General features: G+C 58.7%; 24 protein-coding genes and 1 pseudogene. 12 read left to right on the forward strand and 13 right to left on the reverse strand.

Annotated features, from left to right (window positions below):
- Nucleotides 1-27: 27 nt before the first annotated feature.
- Both BUS12_RS35800 and BUS12_RS35805 read right to left on the reverse strand, forming a co-directional pair.
- The gene (locus BUS12_RS35800) at nt 28-963 is read right to left on the reverse strand and encodes a hydroxymethylglutaryl-CoA lyase (RefSeq protein WP_074302221.1); all 936 of its coding nucleotides are present in this window, start codon (nt 961-963) and stop codon (nt 28-30) included.
- Complete coding sequence (locus tag BUS12_RS35805; protein ID WP_074302222.1) at nt 956-2242, reverse strand: hydroxymethylglutaryl-CoA reductase, degradative; 1287 nt, start codon at nt 2240-2242, stop codon at nt 956-958. Before BUS12_RS35805 ends, BUS12_RS35800 begins: the two co-directional genes overlap by 8 nt.
- 166 nt (nt 2243-2408) lie before the next feature.
- Between BUS12_RS35805 and BUS12_RS35810 the strand changes: the two genes are divergently transcribed.
- The gene (locus BUS12_RS35810; RefSeq protein WP_074302223.1) at nt 2409-3794 is read left to right on the forward strand and encodes an aminotransferase-like domain-containing protein; all 1386 of its coding nucleotides are present in this window, start codon (nt 2409-2411) and stop codon (nt 3792-3794) included.
- 94 nt (nt 3795-3888) lie between these two features.
- Here the strand turns inward: BUS12_RS35810 and BUS12_RS35815 are convergent, their stop codons facing one another.
- Nucleotides 3889-5157 carry an SGNH/GDSL hydrolase family protein gene (locus BUS12_RS35815; protein WP_074302782.1) on the reverse strand — a complete coding sequence of 423 codons (1269 nt, stop codon included), beginning with the start codon at nt 5155-5157 and terminating at the stop codon, nt 3889-3891.
- A gap of 144 nt (nt 5158-5301) precedes the next feature.
- Here BUS12_RS35815 and BUS12_RS35820 point away from each other — a divergent pair, with 144 nt between their 5' ends.
- From BUS12_RS35820 to BUS12_RS39720, 3 genes are all read left to right on the forward strand, one after another.
- Entirely contained in the window at nt 5302-6216 is a 915-nt protein-coding gene (locus tag BUS12_RS35820) for a LysR family transcriptional regulator (RefSeq protein WP_074302784.1), read from the forward strand.
- Between the two features lie 228 nt (nt 6217-6444).
- Entirely contained in the window at nt 6445-6933 is a 489-nt protein-coding gene (locus BUS12_RS35825) for a DMT family transporter (RefSeq protein WP_083640858.1), read from the forward strand.
- A gap of 358 nt (nt 6934-7291) precedes the next feature.
- On the forward strand, nt 7292-7423 hold the full coding sequence (locus tag BUS12_RS39720) for a hypothetical protein (protein ID WP_290439589.1): 132 nt from the start codon (nt 7292-7294) through the stop codon (nt 7421-7423).
- Nucleotides 7424-7470: 47 nt separating this feature from the next.
- Here the strand turns inward: BUS12_RS39720 and BUS12_RS35830 are convergent, their stop codons facing one another.
- On the reverse strand, nt 7471-8013 hold the full coding sequence (locus tag BUS12_RS35830; RefSeq protein ID WP_074302225.1) for a cupin domain-containing protein: 543 nt from the start codon (nt 8011-8013) through the stop codon (nt 7471-7473).
- An 852-nt stretch (nt 8014-8865) separates the two neighbouring features.
- On the opposite strand from BUS12_RS35830, the gene BUS12_RS35835 reads away from it, so the two are divergent.
- Nucleotides 8866-9966 (forward strand): branched-chain amino acid ABC transporter substrate-binding protein, encoded by a 1101-nt coding sequence (locus tag BUS12_RS35835; RefSeq protein WP_437123894.1) that lies wholly within the window; start codon nt 8866-8868, stop codon nt 9964-9966.
- A 114-nt stretch (nt 9967-10080) separates the two neighbouring features.
- On the opposite strand, the gene BUS12_RS35840 is transcribed toward BUS12_RS35835, so the two are convergent.
- Nucleotides 10081-10557 carry an Lrp/AsnC family transcriptional regulator gene (locus BUS12_RS35840; RefSeq protein WP_074302227.1) on the reverse strand — a complete coding sequence of 159 codons (477 nt, stop codon included), beginning with the start codon at nt 10555-10557 and terminating at the stop codon, nt 10081-10083.
- Between the two features lie 168 nt (nt 10558-10725).
- Here BUS12_RS35840 and BUS12_RS35845 point away from each other — a divergent pair, with 168 nt between their 5' ends.
- On the forward strand, nt 10726-11955 hold the full coding sequence (locus BUS12_RS35845; RefSeq protein ID WP_074302228.1) for a diaminopropionate ammonia-lyase: 1230 nt from the start codon (nt 10726-10728) through the stop codon (nt 11953-11955).
- 36 nt (nt 11956-11991) lie between these two features.
- Nucleotides 11992-13155 carry a M20 aminoacylase family protein gene (locus BUS12_RS35850; protein ID WP_074302229.1) on the forward strand — a complete coding sequence of 388 codons (1164 nt, stop codon included), beginning with the start codon at nt 11992-11994 and terminating at the stop codon, nt 13153-13155.
- Nucleotides 13156-13617: 462 nt separating this feature from the next.
- On the opposite strand, the gene BUS12_RS35855 is transcribed toward BUS12_RS35850, so the two are convergent.
- The 4 genes from BUS12_RS35855 to BUS12_RS35870 form a co-directional block, all read right to left on the reverse strand.
- A complete protein-coding gene (locus BUS12_RS35855; protein ID WP_074302230.1) occupies nt 13618-14502 on the reverse strand; it encodes an NmrA family NAD(P)-binding protein in 885 nt (294 codons plus the stop codon).
- Between the two features lie 148 nt (nt 14503-14650).
- A complete protein-coding gene (locus BUS12_RS35860) occupies nt 14651-15799 on the reverse strand; it encodes an alpha/beta fold hydrolase (protein WP_253190302.1) in 1149 nt (382 codons plus the stop codon).
- 13 nt (nt 15800-15812) lie between these two features.
- Entirely contained in the window at nt 15813-16670 is an 858-nt protein-coding gene (locus BUS12_RS35865) for an aldo/keto reductase (protein ID WP_290439588.1), read from the reverse strand.
- 165 nt (nt 16671-16835) lie between these two features.
- Nucleotides 16836-17930, reverse strand: a complete 1095-nt coding sequence (locus tag BUS12_RS35870; protein ID WP_083640825.1) for an alpha/beta fold hydrolase — start codon at nt 17928-17930, stop codon at nt 16836-16838.
- 226 nt (nt 17931-18156) lie between these two features.
- On the opposite strand from BUS12_RS35870, the gene BUS12_RS35875 reads away from it, so the two are divergent.
- Nucleotides 18157-19104: a GlxA family transcriptional regulator gene (locus BUS12_RS35875; RefSeq protein WP_074302788.1), complete on the forward strand. Its 948-nt coding sequence runs from the start codon at nt 18157-18159 to the stop codon at nt 19102-19104.
- Between the two features lie 281 nt (nt 19105-19385).
- Nucleotides 19386-19946, forward strand: coding sequence for a hypothetical protein (locus BUS12_RS35880; RefSeq protein ID WP_074302232.1), 561 nt, complete (start codon nt 19386-19388; stop codon nt 19944-19946).
- Nucleotides 19947-20427: 481 nt separating this feature from the next.
- Here BUS12_RS35880 and BUS12_RS39870 read toward each other — a convergent pair whose 3' ends face one another.
- Entirely contained in the window at nt 20428-20784 is a 357-nt protein-coding gene (locus BUS12_RS39870; RefSeq protein ID WP_074302234.1) for a phytanoyl-CoA dioxygenase family protein, read from the reverse strand.
- A gap of 126 nt (nt 20785-20910) precedes the next feature.
- Between BUS12_RS39870 and BUS12_RS35895 the strand changes: the two genes are divergently transcribed.
- Both BUS12_RS35895 and BUS12_RS35900 read left to right on the forward strand, forming a co-directional pair.
- Nucleotides 20911-21156 carry a hypothetical protein gene (locus BUS12_RS35895; RefSeq protein WP_074302235.1) on the forward strand — a complete coding sequence of 82 codons (246 nt, stop codon included), beginning with the start codon at nt 20911-20913 and terminating at the stop codon, nt 21154-21156.
- 419 nt (nt 21157-21575) lie between these two features.
- Nucleotides 21576-21923: a DUF6176 family protein gene (locus BUS12_RS35900; RefSeq protein ID WP_074302236.1), complete on the forward strand. Its 348-nt coding sequence runs from the start codon at nt 21576-21578 to the stop codon at nt 21921-21923.
- 110 nt (nt 21924-22033) lie between these two features.
- Here the strand turns inward: BUS12_RS35900 and BUS12_RS35905 are convergent, their stop codons facing one another.
- Nucleotides 22034-22669, reverse strand: coding sequence for an HAD family hydrolase (locus tag BUS12_RS35905; protein WP_074302237.1), 636 nt, complete (start codon nt 22667-22669; stop codon nt 22034-22036).
- A gap of 124 nt (nt 22670-22793) precedes the next feature.
- On the opposite strand from BUS12_RS35905, the pseudogene BUS12_RS35910 reads away from it, so the two are divergent.
- Nucleotides 22794-23401 (forward strand): annotated as a pseudogene (locus tag BUS12_RS35910) (IS110 family transposase); the annotation flags it as partial.
- A 977-nt stretch (nt 23402-24378) separates the two neighbouring features.
- On the opposite strand, the gene BUS12_RS35920 reads toward BUS12_RS35910, so the two are convergent.
- Nucleotides 24379-24591 carry a hypothetical protein gene (locus tag BUS12_RS35920; RefSeq protein WP_074302239.1) on the reverse strand — a complete coding sequence of 71 codons (213 nt, stop codon included), beginning with the start codon at nt 24589-24591 and terminating at the stop codon, nt 24379-24381.
- Nucleotides 24592-24818: 227 nt separating this feature from the next.
- Nucleotides 24819-25703: a LysR family transcriptional regulator gene (locus BUS12_RS35925; protein ID WP_074302240.1), complete on the reverse strand. Its 885-nt coding sequence runs from the start codon at nt 25701-25703 to the stop codon at nt 24819-24821.
- Nucleotides 25704-25816: the final 113 nt, after the last annotated feature.

The following is a 25816-nucleotide window of genomic DNA, read 5'->3' on the forward strand; positions in this document are numbered from 1 at the left end:
AGCCATGACATTCCATTCGTACTCGAACTATCGTTGCATTGACGCTGCACGAGCGCGTCGCGCCGCCATCGCCCTGGCCACGCGCGACGACGTACTTCTCTCGAGTGACGACGAAATGAATTCACCGGCGTCAACCAGGGCTGCAAGGTCGATGCCTGTCTGAATGCCGAGTTCATTGCATAAATAGACGACATCTTCGGTCGCGACGTTACCCGTCGCGCCCGGTGAATAGGGGCACCCGCCGATGCCGGATACCGAACTGTCGAACGTCGCGACGCCGGACTGAAGCGCCGCGTAAATATTGGCGACGGCCATGCCCCAGGTATCGTGGAAATGCCCGGCGAGCGCCGACGTGGGCACGCCCTTCGCGCATGCCTCGATCATGCGGCGGGTCTTGAGAGGCGTGCCCGTGCCGATGGTGTCGCCCAGACTGATCTCGTAGCAGCCCATCTGATAAAGCCGCGCGCTCACGCGAGCGACTTGCAGCGGATCGATCTCGCCCTCGAACGGGCAACCGAGTACGCAGGAAACGTAGCCGCGCACCCGCGCGCCTTCTCGCAGTGCTCGCTCCACGACGGGCGCAAACCGGTCGATACTCTCGGCGATCGAGCAATTGATGTTCTTCTGCGAGAAGGTCTCCGAGGCAGCGGCAAAGACGGCGACCTCGTCGCATCTCGCTTCCAGTGCAGCCTCCAGACCTTTGAGGTTGGGCACCAACGCTGAAAAAACCACGCCGTCCCGGCGCTCGATTTCGCGAAGTACATGAGACCCGTCAGCCATCTGCGGCACCCATTTCGGCGAAACGAAAGCCGCTGCCTCGATATAGGTCACGCCGGCATCCACGAGCCTGCGGATCAGTTCGACTTTCGTCGCGGTCGGGACAAACGACGATTCGTTCTGCAAACCGTCGCGAGGACCGACCTCGACGATCTTCACCTGGGCAGGAAATTGTTCGTCAGGCATCGCGCGGCCCCGCCAGCAAGGCGACCGCGAGGTCTGTGCGGACGTCCTTCGCCGCGATCATCTTTTTGACCACCCAGTCGATATCGGCACCGGTGGCGCCTGCAGCCATCGCGATGTTGCGCGCATGAAGCGCCATGTGACCGCGCTGGATACCTTCCGTGGAAAGCGCCCGCAGCGCGCCCATGTTCTGAGCCAGGCCGACCGCCACGGCGATTTCGCCGAGCTCTTGGGCGGACTTGACGTCCATGATCTTCAGCGCGAGGCGCGCAAGCGGATGGGTCTTGGTTGCGCCTCCAACCAGGCCGACGGGCATCGGCATTTCGATCGTACCGACGAGGTCCCCGTTATTGGCCTTCTCCCAGGTCGTGAGCGAGGTGTAGCGGCCGCCGCGGCAGGCATAAGCGTGTGCGCCTGCTTCGACTGCGCGCCAGTCATTGCCCGTTGCGACGATGACCGGATCGATGCCGTTCATGATGCCCTTGTTATGGGTCGCGGCACGGTACGGATCGATCGCCGCAAAAAGATAGGCGTCGATCACGCCGTCGATGATCTCTTCTCCCGAGTATTCCTTGGTCTCGAGCGTCTCGGCCGAGTACCGGACCTGCGCACGTGCGAGCCGGAGATCCGCGAGGTTGGAGAGAATCCGCAAGCGCACCTTGCCGCCCGTGACTTCCTCGATCCGCCCGGCGACCGACTCTGCCATTGTGTTGACCGTGTTCGCGCCCATGGCGTCGCGGACGTCGACGATCAGGTGGGCGACGACCATCGCGCCACGAGGCGTGTCCGGGAACACGTGCACCTCGATGTCCTTGCAGCCGCCGCCCAGGCCGATCAGCACCTTGTCGCGGCTATTGGCGAGTTCGATCAGTTCATCCTTGTGTTTGAGGATGGAAAGACGCGCGCCATAGGGATCGGAAACGCCGAGGACCTGAACCTGCGCGCGCATCAGCGGACCTGTGCTGGAGGTCGCGAAGCCGCCCGCGTCACGGGCGAGTTTGGCCATGAACGAGGCAGCCGCGACGATGGACGGCTCTTCGACGGCCATGGGCACAATCACGTCCCGCCCGTTGATCTGAAAGTAACCGGCGACCGCCAGGGGCAATTCGAAGGTGCCGATGACGTTCTCGATCATGCCGTTTGCGGTCTCGAGCGACAGCGCGCCGGGTTTCGCGAGTTGAGCGTACTGCGCGTCGTCCAGTCCAACGACCTTGCCGAGATGGCCCAGACGCTCAGCCGGGGACAGCGTACGAAAATTCGGAAGGGTGGAATCGATGGTCATGCGTTGTCTCCAGGTGTCGTGAGTGCCGCACTGCGCTGATTGGGCTTGCGACGGTGGGTAGATGGCCGAATAATAGGCCTTGCGTACCCTTTATAAAGGTACAGTAAGCCCAGACAGCCAACTCACTGTACCCAGAACAGTGGATGTATTTTGCGGAGCAACAATCATGATTCGGCGTGAGAAGACCACCCTGTCGGATTCGATGGCGGACAATCTGGCCAGACAGATCGAAGAAGGTGTGTTGCCCGTGGGATCGAAGCTGCCTTCCATTAGGGAATATGCTGAGGCGTCCGGATGCTCGAAGAACACAGTCATCAGCGCGTTCGACATCCTCACCGCGAACGGTCTGATCGAGCCACGGCGTGGCTCCGGGTTTTTCGTGTCGCGCCTCGTGAAAGCGACGGACGAAACCGAGGAGACTTCCACGCTCGATCGGGCGATGGATATCGTCTGGTTGATGCGCGAACAGTTGCAGGTCAAACCCGACGTGCTGAACCTCGGAGAGGGATTTCCTCCGGTCGAATGGCTGGAGGAGACACGTCTCGATCAGTACCATCAGCGTGTCGTTCGCACGGGCGTTGCCTCGCTGTTTCGCTATGGGAGCCGGTATGGCTACGCCCCGCTACGGCAATCGCTTCAGCAGAAACTGGCAGGTTATGAGATCGAAGCCACCCCATCCCAGATCGTTCTCACGCACGGCGCGAATCAGGCAATGGACATGGTCATCCGGTATTTCGTCAAACCCGGCGATACCGTTCTCGTCGACGACCCAGGCTACTACCCGTTGTTCGGCAAGCTGAAATTGAGTGGCGCCAACATCGTGGGCGTGCCGCGCGATGTGGACGGACCGAACATCCAGAAACTCGAAGAATTCCTGATTACGTATCGGCCACGGCTTTTCTTCACGCAGTCTGTCGGCCAGAATCCAACCGCGACCGATACGAGCGCGGCCAAAGCGCATCGAATCCTGCAACTTGCCGAAGTGCATGATCTGACTGTTGTGGAGAACGATGCGCTCGCCGATTTGCGGCCCCGCTCCCTGACCCGCATCGCGACGCTCGATCAATTGCGGCGCACGATCTACATCGGCAGTTTTGCGAAGTCCGTGTCGGCGGCGCTGCGAGTCGGCTTTCTCGCATGCGATGCGTCGCTTGCCAGCGATCTGGCCGACGTGAAAATGCTGACGCATGTGAGCAGTTCCGAATATTGCGAGCGCACGCTCGATGCGATCATTAGCGACGGCCATTTCCTGCGTCACACCAATCATCTTCAGGACAAGCTTCACCGGGCCACGGACGTTGCCGTCAACGCACTGACAAAACTCGGCGCGGAGATTTTCAAGGTGAGCGACCAGAGTCTGTATTTGTGGGCATCGCTACCCGGATACCCTGACTCCATGAAGCTGGCTGAGGCCCTGATCAAACACGGTGTGATTCTCGCCCCGGGCGCGATCTTTTCGCCGAGAAGCGATCAGGCCTCCGCGTACTGCCGATTCAATGTCGCGTATCTGGCGGACAAGCGTTTTGCGGCTGCGCTGCGCGATGTCGCGTGAGGTTGACCCAGGAACGCGCTGTTTGTGCGGAGTGCGATGCCGGCAGCGGTGGATCGAAACGGTGGGTTCCGCTAATTGGCATCGGAACCGGGCATCAGCGGTCCGGTGAACGGGTGTGGCCGATGTCGGGCAGCAAGGCTTCGAGGTCGACGGTTTCGGCCATGACGCGGTTGCCTTCGTCTCCCGGATGCAGGTGATCCCCGGAATCGAAAGGCGCGCTGATGCGGGCCGGGTGAGCGGGATCGCGTAGTGCCGCATCAAAATCGATGACAGCATCGAATGCGCCGCTGTGACGAATCCACTCGTTCACCCGCTGACGCAGAGCGTCCTTGTCGGGCTGGTAGTAGTTATCGAGCGGCGTGTCGGGCAACGCGCCTTCAAACGGCGTAAGCGTCGCGCCGATCACGCGCACGCCACGGTTATGGGCTTGCTCGATCAGTTGGCGATAGCCCGCCGTCAAAGCATCCAGTGTCGGCCGTGAACCGGTTGGCGCAAAGGCCGTCCCTGGCCAGGAAATGTCGTTGATCCCCAGCATCACAATGACGCTCCGCACACCAGGTTGCGCGAGGACATCACGGTCGAGCCGCGCCAAGGCATTGACGCCCATGCCATCCGACAACAGGCGAGCACCAGAGATACCTGCATTGATGACCGCTACCCCATGCGGCGCCAGGCGAGCGGCAAGAAAATCGGGCCACCGGCTATCCTTGTCCAGGCTGGCAGTCGCGCCATCTGTGATGGAGTCGCCGATTACCGCAATCGCGCGTGTGTCGGGTGCGGCTTCGACGAAAACCCCGGTCAGCAACGGGCGCGCTGTGGTGCGTTCGATGTGAGGACTGGACACGTCCGGTTTCGCAGCAGCAGTCTGGTCGCCGGAAGCGATCCATCCGGTCTGACGACCATCCCAATGGAAGGTGGTAATCGGTGTTTCTTCCGGGAAATACAGACTCACCGCGACCTGTCCAAGCGCGGATACGGGTAACGCGACAGGGTCGCTGACCAACGATGCGCCAGGCAGGATCGTGGCAACTTTTCGCCCGCCGAAGGTGGCGGTGTTCAGGCTGTCGACGATCACCGCTCCATCCGCTGCAGGCAGCGCAATCGTGGCCTTGCCCACGGTGACCGGCTGCTTTCCATAGGCATTGGACAACACGATGCGCACGCGCGATCCACCCAGACTGACACGGACCACCTGACGCACGGTCTGGTCACGCAGCGTGGTGGGAACGTTGGTGGGGAACAGGAAATCCGCTCCCCATACCGGCTGCGGACTGGCGGTCCAGGTGGCCACCCAGGTGGGGTCCGTAGCGCTGGCACGGCCAGAAGGCGCAATGGCACCGGCTGTCAGCGTCAAGGCCAACATTGCGCAGGTCGATGGTTTGTAGCGTTTTTTCATATCAGTGAATTCAATGGCGGTACGAGCGCCAATGATGAATTCAACGACGAATACGGGATAGACTGGCTCCAGTAAAAACATTTGTGAATTGAATTCACCGTGGAGGCCAGCATGGCGCGTCTTGAGGTCAATCGATCTGGCGAACTGGAAGTGTTCGTCCGCGTAATCGAACTGGGCGGCTTCTCGGCTGCAGCACGTGCCTGTGGGATGACCCCATCTGCCGTCAGCAAACTGGTCGGGCGTATGGAACAGCGCCTCGGAACGCGACTAATCAATCGATCCACACGGCAACTTCAACTCACTCCAGAAGGTTGCGTTTTCTATGAGCGTGGCGTGCGCGTGCTGGCGGATCTGGACGAAGCGGAACGTTGCGCCAGTGCACATATCACGCCTCGCGGCAGGCTGCGGGTCAATGCAAATGTGCCATTCGGACATCACTTCCTGTTACCGCTTGCGCCGGAATTTCTGAAGCGCTATCCCGATGTCACACTGGACATCGTGCTGACCGATGAGGTCATCGACATTCTGGAGCAGCGCACCGACGTGGCTGTTCGTGCAGGCCCACTCAAAAGTTCCAGCCTCATGGCACGCAAGCTCGGCCAGACACGCATGGTCATCGTCGGAGCACCGGGTTACCTGGCGCGTCACGGCATGCCCTCGATGCCAGATGAGCTGCGGCAACATAATCTCCTCGGGGCAAACTACCTACGTTCCCAGGCCGGTTGGCCCATACGGCACGAAGGTACGGATATCGTCCTTCCCGTAACTGGAAACGCACAAGCCAGTGATGGCGAAGCCTTGCATCGCCTGGCGCTCGCCGGGTTAGGCCTCGCGCGCCTTGCTGCGTTCCAGGTTCGAGAGGACATTGCTGCCGGCCGGCTGTCGGCAGTGCTCGAAGCCTTCAACCCCGGTGATGTTGAAGAAGTCCATGCCGTCTTCGTCGGACAAGGTGGCCACATGCCCATGCGAGCGCGAGTTTTTCTGGATTTCCTTGCGGATCGGGTCAGCATTCATGACATACCGTGATGGATAAGAGGTTCGTTGAACTCCGCGCGTGCCGCTCCGGGATTGCCACGAGTCAAGGCTATCAGGTTGCAGACGGGCCAAGGTGCTCGTGAATGATTTGCCACCGATCTCCATCACGTACGACCACTGTGGTGCCTCGCCCCGTTCCCGACGCTGGTTGACCCTCGATCAATCGCGCTGATCTTATTGAAGGTGCAGCCGAATAAGCAACAGGCGTTGGGTGCTGCCATGGCAGCAGTCGGATTGGCTCCCCTTACCATAAGTGACCGCGCTGTTCACATCGGCGACGTCCTGGTCCTCGGCTGCGCAGTGTTTACGGCGCTCCATATCGTCATCCTGTCGAAGGTCAGCAAGAACCATGATGCCGAAGTCCTGGCGTTCATTCAGGTCATGGTGGTCGGCGTGCTGTCTCTCGTATGGTCAATCGCGACGGGAGAATTCTCTACGCCACATACGTCGCAGGCCCTGACCACTATCGTCGTACTAGGCATTGGAGGTACAGCGGTCGGCTATTTCGTGCAAACCAAGGCCCAGGTGGAGTCGCCTCCGAGCCGGATCGCACTTATCCTGGTTCTTGAGCCGCTTTTCCGCGGATTGTTCGGTTACCTGCTGGGGGGCGATCGCCTGAGCGTCATCAATTTATCTGGAGCCGTCCTGATCATCGTCGCCATGGTCGTAACGGAGTTCAAGCCGAGAATGCGTGCCGTGTCGAGCTAGAAACATTGGCGACGATACTGCAGGTTGTTGTTGGTCGATCATCGACGGAATTGGCAGGAAAGTATGGGGACACCCGCCCGGTTTTGACTCGGGCTTCGTTCTCGCCATGGAACTCCGCAACGCCTACGCCCCGTAGGGCCCATCGGGGTGCAGGAGCATATCGATGTTCTCAACGCGAATACAGAAGTCATGGCAAGTAGTGTGCGTTGGGAGGGTCTGCTGTTGCCGGTGTTGATATCCGACGGGTCGCTGTCGAGCCAGAGCACCCGGTGGACGACTTCCAGCGAGAACGGCGGGTTGCAACGGCGAGATCGCAAAAAAGCCGGAACCTCACGCAGCCACTCGACAGCCCTTTCATTTGAACGACATCACGCTCGGCAACAACAACAGCTTCGAGGCTGATCCCGGCTGGGATTCGGTGGTGGGGCTGGGCTCGCCCAAGGGGGATGCGATCGCAGCGACCCTGTCGGAGGTGTCAGTGTATTCATGACGCGACTCGAGCCGGCCCCGCCCTAGGGCCAACCCCGCGTGCCCCGATCAGACAGGTGCGTCGCGGCCGCGCGTCAGAAGCGGCGTGGGTTGTGGCTGCCCCTCGTAATAATCCGCCTCGCGCAGGAATCCGTGGCGATGGAGGGCGTCGACAACGAGCGCGCCGCTGTCGGGATAGGTGCAGACCTCTGCGGGCGGCTCGGCGCCGATCGCGAGATAGACCAGGTCGCCCGTGCCGTCCGGGGTCACAGGGTTGGCGATCTGATGGGCGATCCCCGTGTCTGCCGGACAGGAAATGCAATCTCCGGGGCGGATCTCGTACACGCGATCGCCGTAGCGGAACAGACCTTGCCCTTCGAGCACGACGAAGATCTCGTCGGCCATAAGGTGCGTGTGCGCCGGGCACGCGCTGTGGCCCGGGGGCACACGCCTGGCGTTCATGCCAAGACGGCCCATCCCGAAACGCCCTGGCCCCGCATCCTTCATCGCAGGCGTCAACTCGCGCTGGAAATGCGTCCAGGCGGCGGGCACTTCGGCTGCGATTTCCGGCGCCGTGTGCATGTTAACAATCATAGGCGCCTTCTCGGTCATGTCGTCCTCTAGTATCCGCGCCAATCAAGCGCGCGCCGATCTTCCGGCATGCGCGCCGCGAGCACAAAATTGTGCCGGAGGGAGCAGAGCCGGTCAAGATTCCGTCGTGGAAGACCGATGCAAGACCGGCGGAGGGGATTACGGAGCAAGACGATCCGCAGCGGCGGGACTGCCGGTCGGTCGGCATCGACACCAAGACGTGGCCTGCACGTCGCGTCCTGCTGATGAACAGGAAGCTCGCGCCCGCTTGCGTGTCCTTGCGGGTGGGGTGATGAACTGTCATCGACACTGCCAGATTCATCGACCGCTTTCGGAGCGCTAGCGACGCTTGAATGTCCTCCGGCATTTTCCAGTGAACGTGTCTTCCTGGCCAACTCCGGCCCGATTCTGACTGAATCACCGATACGCCGCAGACCGCCTGGCGTCGGGCTCAGTTCGACCCACAACGGTCCCCCACAATACGCGCCCGAACGACCATTGCTTGACCCATAGCAGCCACACCTGTTGCTGCGAGCGCAGCATCTGGAAGCGCGATAGTGCCGTTACGCTTCATATCCGCGAACCCTTACAGTTCGCGACGCGATCGTAGCTTTACCGACCGTCGCGGTTGTTCCGCTTTCTCGCGGCGACATGGACATCAAAAATCTCTCACTTTTCCGCATCGGAACGATCAGAAATTGCATCGCAGGACAACCGAAGGATTTTGGCTATCGCACCCGTCTTTTACGATCATTACAGCCTCACGCGATCCAAAAAGGCCGCGGAAGTGCCAGAGTTCCCTTAAATCCGTCGACGCAACCTAGCGAGCGCCCGAGCATGAAAAATCTGAAATTCATCCCTCCACTTTTGACGATGGTGTTCGCGGTGCAGCCGCTTCTGGCAGAGGCGGACGTCACGGTCGAGATCGGCCAGGTATCGCCATTGACCGGCGAACTGGCTCACATTGGCAAGGACGACGAGAACGGTGTTCGGCTCGCAATCGAGGATCTCAACGCGAAGAAACTCCGTATCGGAGGGCAGCCGGTAACCTTCGCACTGGATTCGCAGGACGACGCCGCCGACCCGAAGACAGCTGTGACTGTTGCGCAAAAGTTGGTCGATGACCGTGTTGCAGGCGTAGTCGGCCACGCCAACTCCGGCACGTCGATTCCCGCGTCGAAGATCTATTCGGATGCAGGCATACCAATGATCACCGAGTCCGCAACCAACCCCAAGCTCACGGAGCAGGGCTACAAGAACGTCTTTCGCATGGTTGCGAACGACGTGCGGCAAGGAATGGTCATTGGCACCTTTCTTGTGAAGGAACTGAAGTCGACGAAGATCGCGATCGTCGACGATCGAACAGCCTACGGACAGGGACTCGCCGACGAAGTCGAAAAAGCAGTCAAGGCTTCGGGAGGCATCGTTGTCGCGCGTGAATACGGTACCGACAAAACCACTGACTGGATGGCGGTCCTCACGACGATCAAGAGCCACGTTCCCGGCGGGATCGTCTTCACCGGCGGAGATACGCAAGCGGCCGCATTCGTTCAGCAAGCCCAGAAGCTCGGTCTGAAGGCCAAACTCATCGCAGGTGACGAAGCCTGTACGCCGCAATTCATTAAGCTCGCGGGCGCCGCGATGAACAGCGGCACGTATTGCACGCTGGCGGGAGTGCCGCCGTCGAAAATGCCGCAGGGAGACGCCTTCTTCAAGCGCTACCAGCAGCGGTTCGGCGTTCCGGTGCAACTCTACGCGCCGTATGCGTATGACGCTGTGATGGCGATGGCCGGTGCGATGCAGGCCGCCGACTCGGTCGACCCGAAAGTCTATCTGCCCAAGCTTCAGAACCTGACCCTGGACGGTGTGACGGGAACGATCAAGTTTGACGCGAACGGCGACATTCGCAACGGAGCGATTACTGTCCGGCAGTTTGGTCAGGGCGATTGGCACGACGCGAGCGTCGTCAGATAAGCGACTTCGTCGCGATAGACGACGATGTCCATCGCGACGCCGTGGGCATTGTCAGCCGCGTGCCGGCGGCGATGCAACAGAGACGTCACGTTCCGCGCAGCCGGGTGATCTGCTTCAGTCGTCGATATCTACAGGTACGCCGAGCCCTACTTTCACCCGACTCATGCTCACGAGCGTCTTGAAGCGCTTCACATTGTTATTGGAAAAGAACAGCTGCCGGGTCAGGTCGTTGTATTGCTCCATGTCCCGCACTGTGAGGATCAGTACAAAATCCCATTCACCCGCGACGTAGTAGCACTGCTGGATCTGCGGGCATTGCTCAAAGGCTCGCTTCATGGAATCGAGCAGGTCGATCTGCTCGCTCTCGACTTCCACCATGGAGACGATGGTGAGAGGACAGCCCACCTTTTCGGGCGCGACGATCGCTGCATACCGATCAATCACGCCGTCTTCGGCGAGGCGGCGCAAACGACGGTTTACCGCGGCAGTCGAGAGGTTGACCCGGGCGCCAAGTTCGTTTTGCGGGAGTTGAGCGTCCTGCTGGACCTCGGCTAACAGCTTGCGATCGAAAGCGTCGAGAGTGATAGTCATGAGGCGGGTCCTTGTACGAAAGCGAGAAATTATTGCGCCGGGACCCTAGATTTAGGGATTAATTTGAGCACGTCAAGCAATATTATTTTGGCATTGGTTGACGTATGGATTCCCCGCGGGGAATGCGACGGCCCGCCCCGGACACTTATTCACTGGAGCCTCACCGCAATGCTGATCGCTAACAAGCACGCGTCGCACACTGACTATCCCAACGAACTGAAGACAATTCTGAGTGTCGAGTCCGCTGAGCAGAGCCGTGCATGGCTTAAGAACTGGAAGCTTCTCAGTCCGTCCGCTACGCCGCTATGGAACCTGCCCGATGCGGCAGCACGACTTGGCGTGGCGCGCCTGAACCTCAAGGACGAATCCGTCCGCTCACCACTCGGTAGCTTCAAGGCTCTGGGTGCACCGATCGCGCTCGTACGCCTGATTCTGCGTTTGTGGCCAGAGCATGATCTCGATCCGAATGGCCTGATCCAGGGACGCTACAAGGAAATGCTCACGAACCTCGTCGTGATCAGCGCGACCGACGGCAACCATGGCAAAGCCTTGGCCGCAGCGGCGCAAACACTCGGCTGCAATTGCGTGATCGTCCTGCACGCCAACGTGAGCGCTGAACGCGAGCGTGCCATCGCTGCATACGGTGCGCGGATTATTCGTATCGAGGGTAACTACGACGAGTCGGTGGAAGAAGCGGCGCGCCTTGCAAAAGACAACGGTTGGCACGTGGTCTCAGACACCTCTTATGAAGGATATGAAGCCATTCCTCGCGACGTCATGCAGGGCTACGGTGCGATCGCGGCCGAGATCGTCGAGCAATCAGAAAGTCCTGCCGACGACTGCGCCTTCACGCATATATTTCTGCAAGGCGGTGTCGGCGGTCTTGCTGCCGGAGTCGCCAGCTATCTTTGGGAAATTTATGGCAGCAAACGTCCGCGCTTCGTTGTCGTCGAGCCGCAGCAGGCAGACTGCCTGTATCAAAGTGCGCGCGAAGGCCGGGCGGCGAAAGCAACCGGCTCCGTCGATTCAATCATGGCCGGCCTTGCATGCGGCGAAGCTTCACCGCTCGCGTGGAAAATCCTCGAGTCGTGCGTAGACGATTTTATGACGATCAGCGACAAAGACGCGATTGCCGCGATGCGCACGCTCGCAGTTGGAACGGGTGCGGACGTTCCGCTGGTAGTCGGTGAATCCGGCGCAGCGGGCTACGCGGGTCTCGAAGTCCTCGTGCAGGATCCGCAACTGGCGCGCGCCGCCGGCCTGTACAAAGATTCGCGCGTTCTCGTAATCAGCACCGAGGGAGCAACGGCGCCGTCGGTGTACCGTGAATGCGTGGGTGAAATGGCCGACTCGGTGCTTTCACGTCAGGCTCAATGGCTCGAAGCCGCGGTTCGATAAGACAATCTGAATGGCCATCGAAAAAGGATAGACGTCATGGAAATCGCCTTGCAATCGCAGTTGAAGAGTTGGCGTCAGCATCTGCACCGGAACCCAGAGACCGGCTTCGAGGAAGTCGCGACTTCGGACTATGTCGCACGCGCCTTGAAGGCCCTCGGCCTCGACGTGCACCGGGGAATCGGCGGCACCGGCCTCGTCGCCAATCTCACGGTCGGCAACGGCCGTGGCGTGATTGGTCTGCGTGCGGACATGGATGCGCTCAATATCGCGGAGAACGCACCGGACCGCCCGTATGCCTCGCGAACGCAAGGCAAGATGCACGCCTGCGGACACGACGGACATATGTCGATGATTCTCGGCGCGGCGCGTCTGCTTGCCGAACAGAAGAACTTCAGCGGCACCGTACGATTCATTTTTCAACCGGCTGAAGAACATGGCCGCGGTGCAAAAGCGATGATGAACGACAGGCTTTTCGAGCGATATCCCGTCGACGCAATCTTTGGCGCGCACAATATGCCCGGCATGGCCGCCGGAACCTTCGCGACACGCGCGGGCGGCATCATGGCCAGCGAAGACAACTTCGTCATCCATATCAAAGCCCGTGGCACGCATGCAGCGAGACCGCACATGGGCGTCGATCCTATTGTGATCGCGTCGCAAATCGTGCTGGCATTGCAGACAATCGTGTCCCGCAATCTCGATCCGAGTCTGCAGGCGGTGATCTCCTGCACGGAGTTCATTACGGATGGCATCCGCAACGTCATCCCGTCGAACGTCACGATCAAGGGCGACACGCGCAGCTACACGCCCGAAATCCAGGCCATGCTGGCAACTCGCATGCGAGAAATCAGCGAAGGGATCTGTCATACGCACGGGGCTGAATGCACGTTCGAATACACGCACGAATTTGCGCCCACCGTAAACTCGCCGGAATATGTCGACCTTGCCGTTGCGGCGGCCCGCAATATCGCCGGCGCAGACAAAATCGACGCCAGCGTGCAGCCCATGATGATCTCCGAGGATTTCGGCGCGTTCCTTCAGGCCGTACCGGGTAACTTTATTTTCATTGGCAACGGCGATACGGGGAAGGAAGGAGGTATCCCGCTCCACAACGCCACGTACGACTTCAACGACGACATATTGCTCACCGGCGCGCGATACTTTGCAGAGATAGCACGACTTGCCCTCCCTCTTTCCTGAGTGACATCCGCTTCGAGTCCCCGGCTTGGTCAACGGCCAGCCGGCTCTCGCCCGGAATTTCAATGCCTCATTCATTTCTGTGAACGGTCTTTCGAATTGAGAGGCTGAATGACGACAATTGGCCGAACCCGGAAGTTCGGCCAGCGCGCGTCAGTCGCCTGCCCGATCTCGGCGCGAACTTCCCTTGTCGACCCGTTACCGCCAGTCGGCGCCGCCACAGGAACGACTCCTTTGCATTCGGTAGCGGTCATATGCACAAGCCGCTCTCTCGGGTCAAAGTTTCGAATCCGATTCAGAATCAACTACGTCATATATCGCGGGTATTGGAGCCGGAAGGGTTCGCACTTTGCGGTCAGTGCCAACTACTTCATGCGTTCTGGTGATCGGGATACCTGCTCACGAAGCGTCCTACGCAAGTCCAGGCAATCGCGAGCAGCTTCTTTCGAGGGCCGGACTAGACCGTCAGTCTGCGAAGACCGCTACGTGCTTCCGGATGAACGCCTCGACGGTCATGGGCGGGGTGCCCGTTAGTTCCTCGACCAGCGTATTGGTACCGGCGAAAACGCCATTTTGATAGTCGACAGCGACAGACAGGAGATGCTGTGAAAATGCATCGCTAAATTTCGAATCGGTATTCAAACGCCTTTCGAACATATCGAGGTCAATCGGCTGGTACTTCACTTCCCGGCCCAGAACCTTGCTCATTTCATCAGCAATCTGATGGTGGTTCATCTCGACGGGACCGTAGAGCGGGTAGACCTTGCCAGCGTGCGGAGCTGGATCGCGAAGAATCGCAACGATGACGCGCCCCTGATCTTCTGCTGCAATCGGTGCATGACGCCCGTTACCAAAGGGCAACCTCAACGTTCCGTCCTTTTTGACGTTTGCAACCTGGCCGGGATAAGTTAACCATTGTGCGAAGAACGTCGGGCGAATGTGGGTGACCGGGATTCCCGACCAGTCAAATACCCTCTCCGAGATCCAGTGGTCACGTGCGGCGTGACTCGTTGCGTTCCTGCGAGCGGAAATTTGCGACATGTTCACGATCCCGCTGACTCCAGCCTCCCGGGCCGCCTGAGCAAAATAGACGGTCGCCTGTATTCCCCCTGCTTCGATTGGATAAACAAAGTACGCCGAAAAAATGCCCTCGAGAGCTCGTGCCACGTCGTCCAGACTGGAAAGGTCACCGACCAAAACTTCGACTCCACGTGACTTCAGTCGTTCCGAACGTTGGTCCTCCTTCCGCACCAGTGTGCGTACCTTTTCACCAGCCGCTAGAAGTGCTTCGGTAGCTGCTCCACCGGTATCGCCTGTCGCTCCGGCAACAAAAATTTTCTGATCAGACATTTCGAACACTCCACGCTGTAGGGAAAGGGCTGTTGGATCTGTGGCATGTCGGGGTGCTTGATTAACCTCATGCGAGGAAGCTTTGCCTCAGCCAATCGACGAACTGGTTCACTTCGACCGGGAAACGTTCACCCGGCCGGTCCACCCGCTACAACCCGCTCGTCTTAAGCCACGAACGAATCGCTTGGACAAGCTCAGCCTTGCGCTCAAGCGGAAGCCAGTGGCCAGCGGGCAGGTTCGTTACGGAAAGGTCGGCGCAGGCGCTGCGCATGGGTTCTCCGAGGCGACTGCGGTTGATGTCGCAGATTGCGTCCCAATCACCGTTGACGAACAAAACGGGCTGGCGTAGTTGGCCGCCGTCGAGCGCTGTGTGCGCGTAGGCAATGTTGGCGGTGTCGTTCAGGTACCAGGCATTGACTGAACGGAAACCACTGACATCGAACGCATCGACCAGCTCGTTAAAGTCGGTGGGCGTCCAGAGCGCTGGATCAGGCGGCGTCACCGGGGCGCGATGCGCCGAGCCATAACGCCCACCGTTTTTTGTGATCAAGGCGGACGGAGAGACCTGGCCGACAGACGCAGGATTGCCGCGCCGATAGAGCGACGCGAGCGTTGCCGGGGTGTCCGCCTCGAAATCGCTAACCGTCTGGCTGAAGTGCGTCAGGTAAAAGCGGAAGTAATCCCACTGCCCATCCGGATATTGATCCGCAGGATACAACTGACGGTCGATCAGCGGCACGAGATTGGGCAGTGCGAAGCCCTCCGGAAAGTAAGGGACTGAGATCAGCACCACGCCGCGACTGCGCGCCCCGTGGTGCGCAGCGAGTGCTCCGGCCACGGGGCTTCCCCAGTCGTGGCCAACCCAGATTGCCGGGCGCGCCCCCAAATGGTCGTGCAGTTCGACCATGTCGTGGACGATCTCGTTCAAGGCATAGGCCTCGGAAGCGGCCGGCACCGATGAGCCGCCATAGCCACGCATATCCGGTGCAACGCAGCGCCAGCCTTCGGATGCGAACGCCTCGATCTGCGCGCGCCACATCAGGCCGATCTCGGGCCAGCCATGGAGGAAGATCATCAACGGCCCATCGGCCGGGCCAGCCTCCAGGTAGCGCGTTGTGTGACGCGGCGAGCTGAAGGTACGCACGGTCAGGTTAGGGACGTTATCTGAACTGGCACCGACGACTACCGTGCCGCCGGCAGCGCCAGACCCAGCCCCAAAAGCTGCCTTACTCATCAACAGGCTTGCACCAAACGCGGTTCCATTGGCGAGCAGAGTGCGGCGTGACATAGCTGACATAGGTAGGTCTGGTTTAGTCACGATTGATTATAGGAAAGGTTTGCGGACTCACCTGCTCCGGGTCTGGTCCGCCACGTTCGCCGGTGTCGAGCTCGCTGATTGCCTGAACTTCCCCCGACGCAAGTCCGAAGTCGAAGATATCGATGTTCTCGGCAATCCGTTCCGGACTCACGGACTTCGGGATGGGAGACGTGCCCAACTGGATCTGCCAGCGCAGGATAATCTGCGCCGGGGTCTTTCCGTATTTCCTGGCGAGCAGCACCACTGTTGGATGGGAGAGAGGGTCATGCATCTCCTGCGAGGTCTTCGCCTTTTCTCCGTCGCGTTTGATGCCGCCAATCGGAGACCACGCCTGGGTGATGATTCCGTGCTTCTCATTAGCTTCGCGAAGTTCACGCTGAATGAAGAAGGGATGCAGTTCTACCTGATTCACCGCGGGAATGTGACCCGTTTTCTCAATCAGCCTGTTGAGATGGTTGGAGCTGAAGTTGCACACACCGATCGCTCGAACGCGCCCCTCCTCAAGGAGCCTCAGCGCAGCCCTGTAAGCGTCGATAGTTGCATCGAAGGCCGAAGGAACCGGCCAATGAATCAGATAAAGGTCCAGGACATCCAATCCCAGCTTCAGAAGACTTCGGTCGAAAGCACGAAGGGTTTGGTCGTAGCCGTAGTCGGTGATCCAGACCTTGGTCGTCACGAAGACGTCCTCTCTTGGGACGCCAGACAAGCGGATACCCTCCCCAACCTGCTGCTCGTTCATATAGGCTGCAGCCGTGTCGATCAGCCGGTATTCATTTGCGACTGCCGATCTGACCGCAGCTACGGTTTGCTCAGGCTTGCTACGAAACACCCCAAGTCCGAATGCGGGCATCTCGATTCCATTGTTCAACCTGTACACGGGGCTTTTGCCTGTCACCATCGTTAAATCCGTTTCAGTTGGATGTAGTTCTTGCCGGCGCGGCTGCTGCAAAGTGCGTGGGATCGGGTGCCATCACGCAAGATAGATGTCCCTTCCTCGTATCAATCCCATTGCAAGTCAGGTGGGCGTTACGGTTTGCAGAAACTTCACGAGTTGCTCATTGACCACATCAGGGGCTTCGTGTTGTACCCAGTGGCCCACATTGTCGAGTTCGAGACCGCCAATGAGACTTGGAACGCCCGAGCGCATCTGGTCCACGGTCAGCGGATAGAGCTCTTTCAAACCATCCGCCTTCCCCCAGATGAAAAACGAAGGCTGCGTAATCCTGGCGCCTTTCCACGGAGCGGACAGGTAAAAGTACGGTTCAGCGGCCCGATAGTAGTTCAGGGCACCGTGAAAGCCGGTACGCTGAAATTCCGCCACGTTATGAGCGACGTAATCAGGCTCCGCCCATGACGGTAACGGTCCGGGGGCCGCACGGTGAAGGCTGCGTGCCGGATCCATCGGACTCCACCGCTTGTCTGCGGGAGCGGAGCCCGATGCCCAGTACAGGATTCCCGGAATTGTCACCGTGGCGTCGGCCCAGATCTGATCGGCGTCTGGCCGGCTCTGTTCGAACATGTAGAAGTCATCCTGGTGGCCGGACTTGCGCATCTTCTCGAAGACGCTGACATCCCCTCGAGGAACGAACGGCACGCTCAGACAGAACACGGCCTTGAATCGGTCGGGACGCATCAACGCTGCTTGCCACACATGCGTTGCACCCCAGTCATGACCCACGAGGACAGCGCTTGGAATCTTCAACGCATCGAGCAGGCCCACCAGGTCGCCGACCGTTTGCAGTGGCGTGTACAAGGTTGGGTCCGCCGGAGCCGAACTGCGGCCGCAGCCGCGCATATCGGGAGCAATTGCCCGATATCCGGCAGACGCCACGGCTTTCATCTGCCGGCGCCACGTGTATGAAGTGTCCGGAAACCCGTGGCAGAAGAGTACGGCTGGCCCATCTCCCTGTTCGGTTACGTGCAGGGTGATGCCATTGGTATTGACGTCGTACTCCTTGATACCCGGTACGCCGCCGGTTCCAGGACTTTGCGCCTGCGCCCCGCGATCCAGTAGCAGGCTTGCACCAAAGGCGGTCCCGCTCGCGAGGAACGCGCGGCGCGAGATAGAGGGTGCGGGAATAGACGCTGTTGCAGAGAGGTTGTTTTCCATAGGGGTTTCTCGATTGGTCCGATGTGAGACTCGGGAATCCGCCAATGGTAGAAGCCCTCAACAAGGCGGGAAGGACGTATTTCCGACAATTCTGGCCATGCTGGCGCGACCACACTTATCTGTATCAGGATCGGTGGTTAGAATCACCGTACAGCAGGCGACGGCTCGCGCCAGGCGCCAGTGTGCAGGACGTAACGTTATGTCCTGCTATTTTCCGGGACCTATCATGCTGCGCATTGGCTACATCGTCGTTCCAGGCTTCCAGGTCATGGTTTTCGGCGGACTAACCGTGTTTGAGCTCGCAAACCGACTGACCAAGGAGCCGTACTACGAGATACGTCTGATATCTGAAAGCGGTGGGCCGGTTGAAAGTTCTCTCGGATACTCCGTCATGACGGATAGTTTCGCTGAAGGTGGGTTCGATACGGTGATCATCGGCGGCGTCATCACTGGCGCGCACCTGGCGAGCGCCGCACTGATTGAATATTTGAGAGGCGCGGTGAAAAACACCCGGCGCGTTGCCTCAATGTGCACGGGTGCGTTCTTTTTGGCTCAAGCCGGCGTTCTGGACGATCGGCGTGCCACGACTCACTGGGCACACGCGCGCGAATTGCAAACGACGTATCCGAAAGTCAAAGTCGAAGAAGATCGGATATTTATCGTGGATGGTCCAGTATGGACATCCGCGGGCATGACTGCGGGGACCGATCTTGCGGTTTCGATGGTGGAAAGAGATCTTGGTGCAAAAGTAGCGCGCATTATCGCCAAGCGCATGGTCATGTTTCATCGACGCGCCGGCGGACAGTTACAGCACTCCACACTGCTGGACCTCGATGCAAAAACTGACCGGATACAAACTGCGCTGGTCTATGCGAAAAGCAATTTGCACACTCCGCTGACGGTCGATAGACTCGCTGAAGCTGCCAATTTGAGCGTGCGGCAGTTCAGCCGGGCATTCCGTGAAGAGACGGGACAATCACCTGCGAAAGCTGTCGAGAACTTGCGGTTGGAAGCAGCGCGTCTGATGGTCGAGCAGGGCAGGCTACCGATTGACGTCGTTGCGCGAGAGACGGGTTTTGCTGATCCCGACAGAATGCGTCGTGCGTTTCTGCGAGCTTTCGGTGAACCACCTCAGGCTATTCGCCGCAACGCGCGTGAGCACGCCGACAATTGAGGTATCAACTACCTGTCATGAGCACGGCGCACGGTCCAGAATTTCGCATCAATCGAATGACCGATAACGTCGAAGCTGCGGTCGTCGCTCGCACGTTCGCGACTGGCTCTTAGTGGCCGGCTACAGCCTCATGCGGCCGGCACATCGCGACCCCGAACGGTCTCTCAGATCCCTCCAACGCAGCCACTCAAACCGATAAAACTCGATCGTCGGTGCAAGTTCTGAAAGTTGGCGTCAGTCTATACTGACGGCCAGTTCGAAAACTCTACTTAGGTGGCCTGGTGACGATTACGTCTTTGATCGGTGACGTACAGCGACGTTACATTGAATTTTTCACGGCTGCCCGCGACCGCATTTCGGCCTCTGAAGAAAACGTCGCCGCAGAGGTATTAATCGCTCTCAACAACGAACAGATCCCGTATCCGTATCGTTATCTCAGAGTCGATGTGCTCTCCAAAAACTCCGATGACGCGATCAAGCCATTCGAGTTGGCGCTTGACCCAGACCCAAATTTCGAGGCGACCGCATTCAAGTTTGGTGGGCTTCAGGTCGCATTTTATCCGTTCAGCTGGAACAGGGCACAAATCGTTTTCGAAAAGGCGATCGCCGATCAGCAGCAGTTGGACCGATTTATTACTCGGTGGCTCGACGTTGAAGAAACAGAAGCTCATGCCTATGACAATCTTAGCGGGGCGGCTCATTCCTTCACTCCTGTCGAATCGAATGGCGAGTGGTGGTACCTGACAGTTGACTTTGGTACGGCGCCGGCGCAAGCAATGATCGAGTTTATCGAAATTCTGGCGTCTCACGGCATGACGCGGATTACCGTAAAGGCTGGATGACGATCGTCAACGATCTACGCAGCGCGGTCGACAGGCCGCTGTTGGCCGACCGTCGCCTTATTACATTCGCGTAGCGGGCCGGCACCTAGGACTGCAGATTCGCCATGAGCGCCCGCTCGCTTCGAGGAGGCGGTGATTCACGGGGGTAGAGTTCGGCCAGTAACGACAAACACAACGAATAACGAACGGTCTCGCAAGGAATGCAAGAAATCCCGGGCTGCAGAGATGCCCTCGTCGACGTTGTTTCCCTCGTAAAACCAATTGTCGTACGTGGGCTCAAGACTTCGTCCGTCTGACGTTGCGCGGTAAACGTCCCCTCCAAGGAGCAGCCATTTTTGGCCTGCAAACAGGTCCAACGCTTGCCCTGCTTCAGAGAGATCTAGCGCGGCTTCCTTTAGGCCCATATCTTCAAGCGACCGTCCACTCCGAGCGTAAAGTTCGAGAATTCTGGAGATGGTCATTGGCACTCTCGTGGCGCTGTCTAGCGAAAAACTGGATGGATTGACAAGTCGTCGATCGGCGAAAGACGCCGGATTGTCAGCAATCTGAGGGCGATCGTCAAATGGTCTTGAGCGAACACCTGAAAATCATCAAGCGAGGCTAAGGAGAGTACATCTTGCGCGCGGGAACGGAGGCAGGATCTACTCCATCCGAATTGAATAACAATGATGTCGCGTTCTTGCTCGCTGCGGTTGGGTGAACTTCCGTGAAGCGTTGCGGAGTGTATAGCCAAGCCCGTACCTGCAAATACGGTCGGCCATATCGCGTCATCAGTGGAGTCGTCCTTCACCAGATGCGAGCCCGGCACGACCCCTGTGCCGCCGTTGCTCGCGGACATCGATTGGATGTGGAATCAATAGACGCAAGGTACGGCCATCCTCTATGGTGAAATAGGTATTTTTCGCATCCCGATGCCATGAAATAGCGGGGCCTGCCGTGGGGGTTTACGGGTGAGGTTGCAAAAATGGAAAGCAACGTCCACGACGGAGCACTGCAGCATTTCAGCGACGCTATGCCACATGCGCTCATTGGCAAAGAGGGTTGCCAATCCAGGCTCGAGAGCAATGAGATCGCTGATGATGAATGGCTCACGCTCCCAATGCGCTGGCTCGATTCCTGGATTTCGTTCTGGCTGCATTCGATAGGCCGCTGCGATGCTGAGCGTGGCTGCAAGTACTTTGGGATCACCCGAACGATGTCGGGTCACTAATCCATTTGCCAACTGTCGAAGGGCCCGAACTTCCGACCGGTCAAATATTTCCGGAACAATCGAATACCCTTGAACGGAAAACTCCGCATGCCGTTGACTCACAACGCCCCTCTCTTAACTGAGGTGAGGAAATTCTAGTCCGTCGGCTGACCGACGGACCGCTTCTGGACGAACCCGGTCCAACACCGACCTCCACTAGCCGGCGCTCGCAGCGGAAGTGCGAAAGGTGAAAACCGACCCCTAGCGGGCATTCGCGGCGCTCGAAAGCGGTCGTTCACAGCTGTGTCGCATCAAGCCTGCGCAACAATTTGAGCGGTTAAGCTGCGAAATCGAAGTAATATTTACCCGAATAACTTTCACTGTTCTACAGCAACACGCCTCATCGCTCGAAGGCTGCGACTACGGCTTACAAAGCGACATTGACGACCTTTACCGTGAAGGAGGGAATGGAAGCCAAGGCCGATGAGTGGCTACGTGTCTTAATCGAGCGAAAGGCGGAATGTCTTGAGACGCTGGATCGAGAAAAGATGCATTTTGAAACGATTTTCAAGTCCGTGCGAGACGGACGTCTGCGTCTAACGTGGTTCGACGTACAAAGCCCGGACGGTGCGCATGTTGGCACCTCGATGCTGGCGATCGACAAGATTCATGTGGATTACTGGCAGCAATGTATTGACCGCGAGATCCCACCAGAGACGTTTGAGCATGTGGTGAACTTCGTCCCCTTTGAGCTTGAGACCATGATAAATCAACGAGGCGAAATTTAGATCGCGCCGCGGCTGGAACAAGCCCAGCGGCAAAGTACCGCAGTCGACCCTGAGCGATCCTTCATTTTTCTCCAAAGTGGACGCTCCGGGCCATCCGTCGAGATCCATGATCACTTGCTCGACGAAAATGCCGCAGCGATCCATGGATGCGTGTCGCAATCCATCAAACCACGATACAACACCGCATCCCACCCATATTCCCGGGCGCTATTCACGACGGATTCGGAATCGTCAAAGAACAATGGCGGCTCATCTTGCGGCCCCAAGATCTCTTCAATCCTTGCGTAAAATCCGAGATCCGGTTTGAGTACCCCCAAACGCGCCGAATGAAACAGATCATCGAACAGGTTTTCAAAACCCAGCTTGTTCCACAGATAAAAGGCGCGCATGTGCTCTTGATTAGTCGCGATGCACAGCCGGACCTTGCCCGTCAGTCGCAGTCGGCGCACAAGATCCAGCAACTGGAAATTGACCTGACTGTCGCGAGTGAGCCAGTAGCTTGCCACCGTGAACGGCGATCCCCGATAGCCTAGAGCAGGCAAGGTTTCTTCCAGAGCCGTCAGCAATGCCTTGCGACCAGTCAGCACTTCCTTCTCGAACACTTCCCTGATAAACGAGTCTCTAAACCTGTCCGGATTGATTCCGAGATCGGCTTCGATATGCGTGTCCCAACGTCGAAGGCGCTCAAGCTGGCCGGTATATCCGTGGACCAGAACTCCATCTACATCGAAAATTACTGTTCTCAACCCGTTTCTCCCCTACGTCTGTCTAGCGATTGAAAATCATCTAGCGGACCTCCTGCCGTCGCCCTGTTGGGCGACGGGGTTCAAGTGAGTTTGCCGAAACAGCTTTAACCGGAAGGAGGTCATCATGAACTATAGCGGCATCGACCTGCATTCGAACAACAGCGTGGTGAGCGTGATCGACGAAACGGACCGCGTGGTCGCCGAAAAGCGGCTGCCGAACGACCTGGCAAGGATTATGGCGTTCCTTGCCCATGGCAGGCCGATCTGGCCGGCGTCGTGGTCGAATCCACGTACAACTGGTACTGGCTCGTCGACGGTCTGCAGGCGGCTGGTTTTGTCGTCCATCTGGCCAACACCACAGCGATCAAAAAATACGATGGACTGAAGCACAGCGGTGACGAGACCGACGCGCGTTACCTCGCCCACCTGCTGCGCCTGGGCATTCTTCCCACTGGCACCATCCTGCCGGTCCAGCACCGTGAGGTGCGAGACCTTGCCCGCAAACGCATGCAACTGGTGCGCAGCCGCACCAGCCACATCCTCGCCGTCAAGAACATAACGGCGCGCCAGTCCGGCACGCGAATCACGAGCAATCAGGTCAAGCAACTCGATCAGGCTGCAGTTGACCAGTTGCACCTCCCGGATGACGTGGCGCTCGCGGTCCGCGCGAACGTCGCGGTCATCACGACGCTGTCGGCACAGATTGCCATCGTGGAAAGGCGTCTTCAGGAAGCCCTGATCGCTGACTGGTGATAAGCCACCGCAATTGAATGGGATACCGTGCCGCCGTCCCCGATGTGCAGTAAAGCGGATCGCCCGCAACACGAGCCCGTCCTGGATTGGTGCCGGACATCCGGTAACCACGAGTATTGTGCGAGTCCCATGGACGTGTTGCGGCACCAATGGTCTTCTGGGGTGGCAAAGTCACCAGGGCGAGAGGCAACGGATGTACGCCGATCGCTTGATCCTGATGGGGGTCTGGCGCGATCCGTCGCAGCCATGAACTGAAGAGACGGGTGCGCTCAGCTACTGCATTCGGTCAGTGCAATCGGATTAGGCTGCTCAGGTAGCCGAGGGTACTGCTTGCTCACTTGACACCGGGCCCGCTAATGGGTGTCAGCGATCTATACGCCAATGTCGACCGGCCGCTTCTGGCCGATGCCTATCGGAAGCAATCGGCATACGCCGCCCGAAACTTACGGGCCGGCGATCGACAGCACGCGACCCACAACGGTCTTTCAAACCTCCCGAGAGCAGCCATTCCAGCACGGTTGTGTGTTTGATAGGATGCCGCATGTGCCTACACTCGCGCGGCTCGGATACACGCGTCCGCAATTTTAATGAAAAAATTGGTTTGGATTCTTCTCATGCTCGCCGTGATTTCATGGGGGATCTGCTATGCATACGTATCCAGTTCCATTCACTTTGGCTGGCTTGGAACCTTGCTTGCATCGGCTGCAGGAGTACTCGCAACAATATCTGCTTATCTGACAGAAGAGAAAGCGCACACTCGCGGCGGCGTCGTATACAAGTCCAAATCGCCCATCCAGTTTCTCCTCGTTCACCTCTGGTTGGGCTTATTCCTGACGGCAATTGGGCTCTTTAGCGTAATGGGTTGCCTTGGGTACACGACTGGCTTGTAGGAAGCTACAGGTCTAAGAGTTGTTCCCAATTGGTGGACGGTGTCGACCGCCCGAAACTGGCCGTCCTCAACGTTTCTCACGCTCGGACTCGTCCGGCTCTTGCTCGTCTTGGGAGAGAAGGTCAGATAGCTCAGGCGGGGAAAGCCGCTTCATTTTCCTTTCGAGCTTGCGATCGTATTGCCGGTCGTTCGGATGCGAGGCTTGAGCCTTGCGGGCGTACTGCTGTACGAAGCGACCGAGTTCACCGGCTAGCCGAGATTTTGTTCGTTTCGTGGTCATGTTTCAAATCTTGCGCTGCTCGAAGTCATGCGTAGTGTATGCCCACGCATCGATTGCCAACGATTCAGATGCTGACGTCGAACGGCCGGTTGTGGTCGAACCCGGTCCGACGCTGAACTTCCGTACTCGACCCGATAGGGACCTCCGCGTTTCTCCAAAGCTGTCATTCGCGATGACGCAGAGGGTAATAGCGGATCACGTAGCCATTGACGTGCGAAATTACTGCGCTACATATGCAAATGCTCGTGCAGAAAATCGATAAAGACACGCAGCTTCGGCGGCAGGTTTCGTCCTGAAGGCCAGATCACGTTGAGCGCGATGATGCGTTCGACGTGATCATCGAGGATCGAGCGAAGCGAGCCGTCCGCGAGCGCCTGCGTGACCGAAAACGCCGGCAGACAGGCAATGCCCAGCCCGCGCAACGCGAAGCACAATCGCGTTTCGATGTTGTCGCAGACCATCGAGATCGGCAGCGCGATTTCGGGCTCACCGTCCGCGCGACGCAGCGGCCACGATTCGAGCTTTCCCGTATTCGGAAAACGATAGTGCAGGCAGACGTGATTCAGCAGATCGGCGGGAACGGCGGGCGTGCCGTGTTGCGCGAGATAAGCGGGAGACGCGACCAGCAGCAGACCGAAGGTGCCGAGGCAGTGTGCGGACAGACGCGAATCCGACAGCGGACCGGTACGTACCACCGCGTCGAATCCTTCGTCGATCACGTCAACCGTCCGGTCGGTGAAGTTGAGGTCGAGTTGCACGTCGGGATATGCGCGCATGAAGTCGGCGAGCACCGGCAACACGAGCGAGCTGACGAGCGGCAAGCTGACGCGCAACCGGCCGCGTGGCGCTTCGGCCCGGTGCGACAACTCCAGTTCAGCGGCTTCGATTTCAGCGAGTATCCGTCGACTGCGTTCGAGCAACAGCGCGCCTTCGGAGGTCAGCGTGATGCTGCGCGTACTGCGATGAAACAGGCGCACGCCGAGCCGTTGCTCGAGCCTCGCGACTCGCTTGCCGACCGCCGATGCGGACACGCCGAGCAGCCGCCCCGCGTCGACGAAGCTGCGCGTTTCAGCGACCTGCACGAAGACCATAAAGCCATTCAGACTTTCCAAAGAGGCGCTCCACGATTGCGGACAAACTTGTCCGGTCAAAGCGGAACTCTAGCCTGTTTTTCTTTAGTTGGTGCGCCCGTACCATCGTCCGGACTCACACTTCTAAAGGATTC

Origin of the sequence: Paraburkholderia phenazinium (genome assembly GCF_900142845.1) — a bacterium.
Lineage (GTDB): Bacteria > Pseudomonadota > Gammaproteobacteria > Burkholderiales > Burkholderiaceae > Paraburkholderia > Paraburkholderia phenazinium_A.

What these genes read in the sequence shown, in the direction of transcription:
- BUS12_RS35820 (WP_074302784.1), top strand. Translation starts at nt 5,302, where the DNA reads ATGGCGCGTCTTGAGGTCAATCGATCTGGCGAACTGGAAGTGTTCGTC.
- BUS12_RS35865 (WP_290439588.1), bottom strand. Translation starts at nt 16,670, where the DNA reads ATGCCCGCATTCGGACTTGGGGTGTTTCGTAGCAAGCCTGAGCAAACC.
- BUS12_RS35920 (WP_074302239.1), bottom strand. Translation starts at nt 24,591, where the DNA reads ATGACCACGAAACGAACAAAATCTCGGCTAGCCGGTGAACTCGGTCGC.
- BUS12_RS35875 (WP_074302788.1), top strand. Translation starts at nt 18,157, where the DNA reads ATGCTGCGCATTGGCTACATCGTCGTTCCAGGCTTCCAGGTCATGGTT.
- BUS12_RS35825 (WP_083640858.1), top strand. Translation starts at nt 6,445, where the DNA reads ATGGCAGCAGTCGGATTGGCTCCCCTTACCATAAGTGACCGCGCTGTT.
- BUS12_RS35845 (WP_074302228.1), top strand. Translation starts at nt 10,726, where the DNA reads ATGCTGATCGCTAACAAGCACGCGTCGCACACTGACTATCCCAACGAA.
- BUS12_RS35815 (WP_074302782.1), bottom strand. Translation starts at nt 5,157, where the DNA reads ATGTTGGCCTTGACGCTGACAGCCGGTGCCATTGCGCCTTCTGGCCGT.
- BUS12_RS35895 (WP_074302235.1), top strand. Translation starts at nt 20,911, where the DNA reads ATGGAAAGCAACGTCCACGACGGAGCACTGCAGCATTTCAGCGACGCT.
- BUS12_RS35870 (WP_083640825.1), bottom strand. Translation starts at nt 17,930, where the DNA reads ATGGAAAACAACCTCTCTGCAACAGCGTCTATTCCCGCACCCTCTATC.
- BUS12_RS35850 (WP_074302229.1), top strand. Translation starts at nt 11,992, where the DNA reads ATGGAAATCGCCTTGCAATCGCAGTTGAAGAGTTGGCGTCAGCATCTG.
- BUS12_RS35840 (WP_074302227.1), bottom strand. Translation starts at nt 10,557, where the DNA reads ATGACTATCACTCTCGACGCTTTCGATCGCAAGCTGTTAGCCGAGGTC.
- BUS12_RS35835 (WP_437123894.1), top strand. Translation starts at nt 8,866, where the DNA reads ATGGTGTTCGCGGTGCAGCCGCTTCTGGCAGAGGCGGACGTCACGGTC.
- BUS12_RS35830 (WP_074302225.1), bottom strand. Translation starts at nt 8,013, where the DNA reads ATGACCGAGAAGGCGCCTATGATTGTTAACATGCACACGGCGCCGGAA.
- BUS12_RS35810 (WP_074302223.1), top strand. Translation starts at nt 2,409, where the DNA reads ATGATTCGGCGTGAGAAGACCACCCTGTCGGATTCGATGGCGGACAAT.
- BUS12_RS35860 (WP_253190302.1), bottom strand. Translation starts at nt 15,799, where the DNA reads ATGTCAGCTATGTCACGCCGCACTCTGCTCGCCAATGGAACCGCGTTT.
- BUS12_RS39870 (WP_074302234.1), bottom strand. Translation starts at nt 20,784, where the DNA reads ATGTCCGCGAGCAACGGCGGCACAGGGGTCGTGCCGGGCTCGCATCTG.
- BUS12_RS35800 (WP_074302221.1), bottom strand. Translation starts at nt 963, where the DNA reads ATGCCTGACGAACAATTTCCTGCCCAGGTGAAGATCGTCGAGGTCGGT.
- BUS12_RS35855 (WP_074302230.1), bottom strand. Translation starts at nt 14,502, where the DNA reads ATGTCTGATCAGAAAATTTTTGTTGCCGGAGCGACAGGCGATACCGGT.
- BUS12_RS35805 (WP_074302222.1), bottom strand. Translation starts at nt 2,242, where the DNA reads ATGACCATCGATTCCACCCTTCCGAATTTTCGTACGCTGTCCCCGGCT.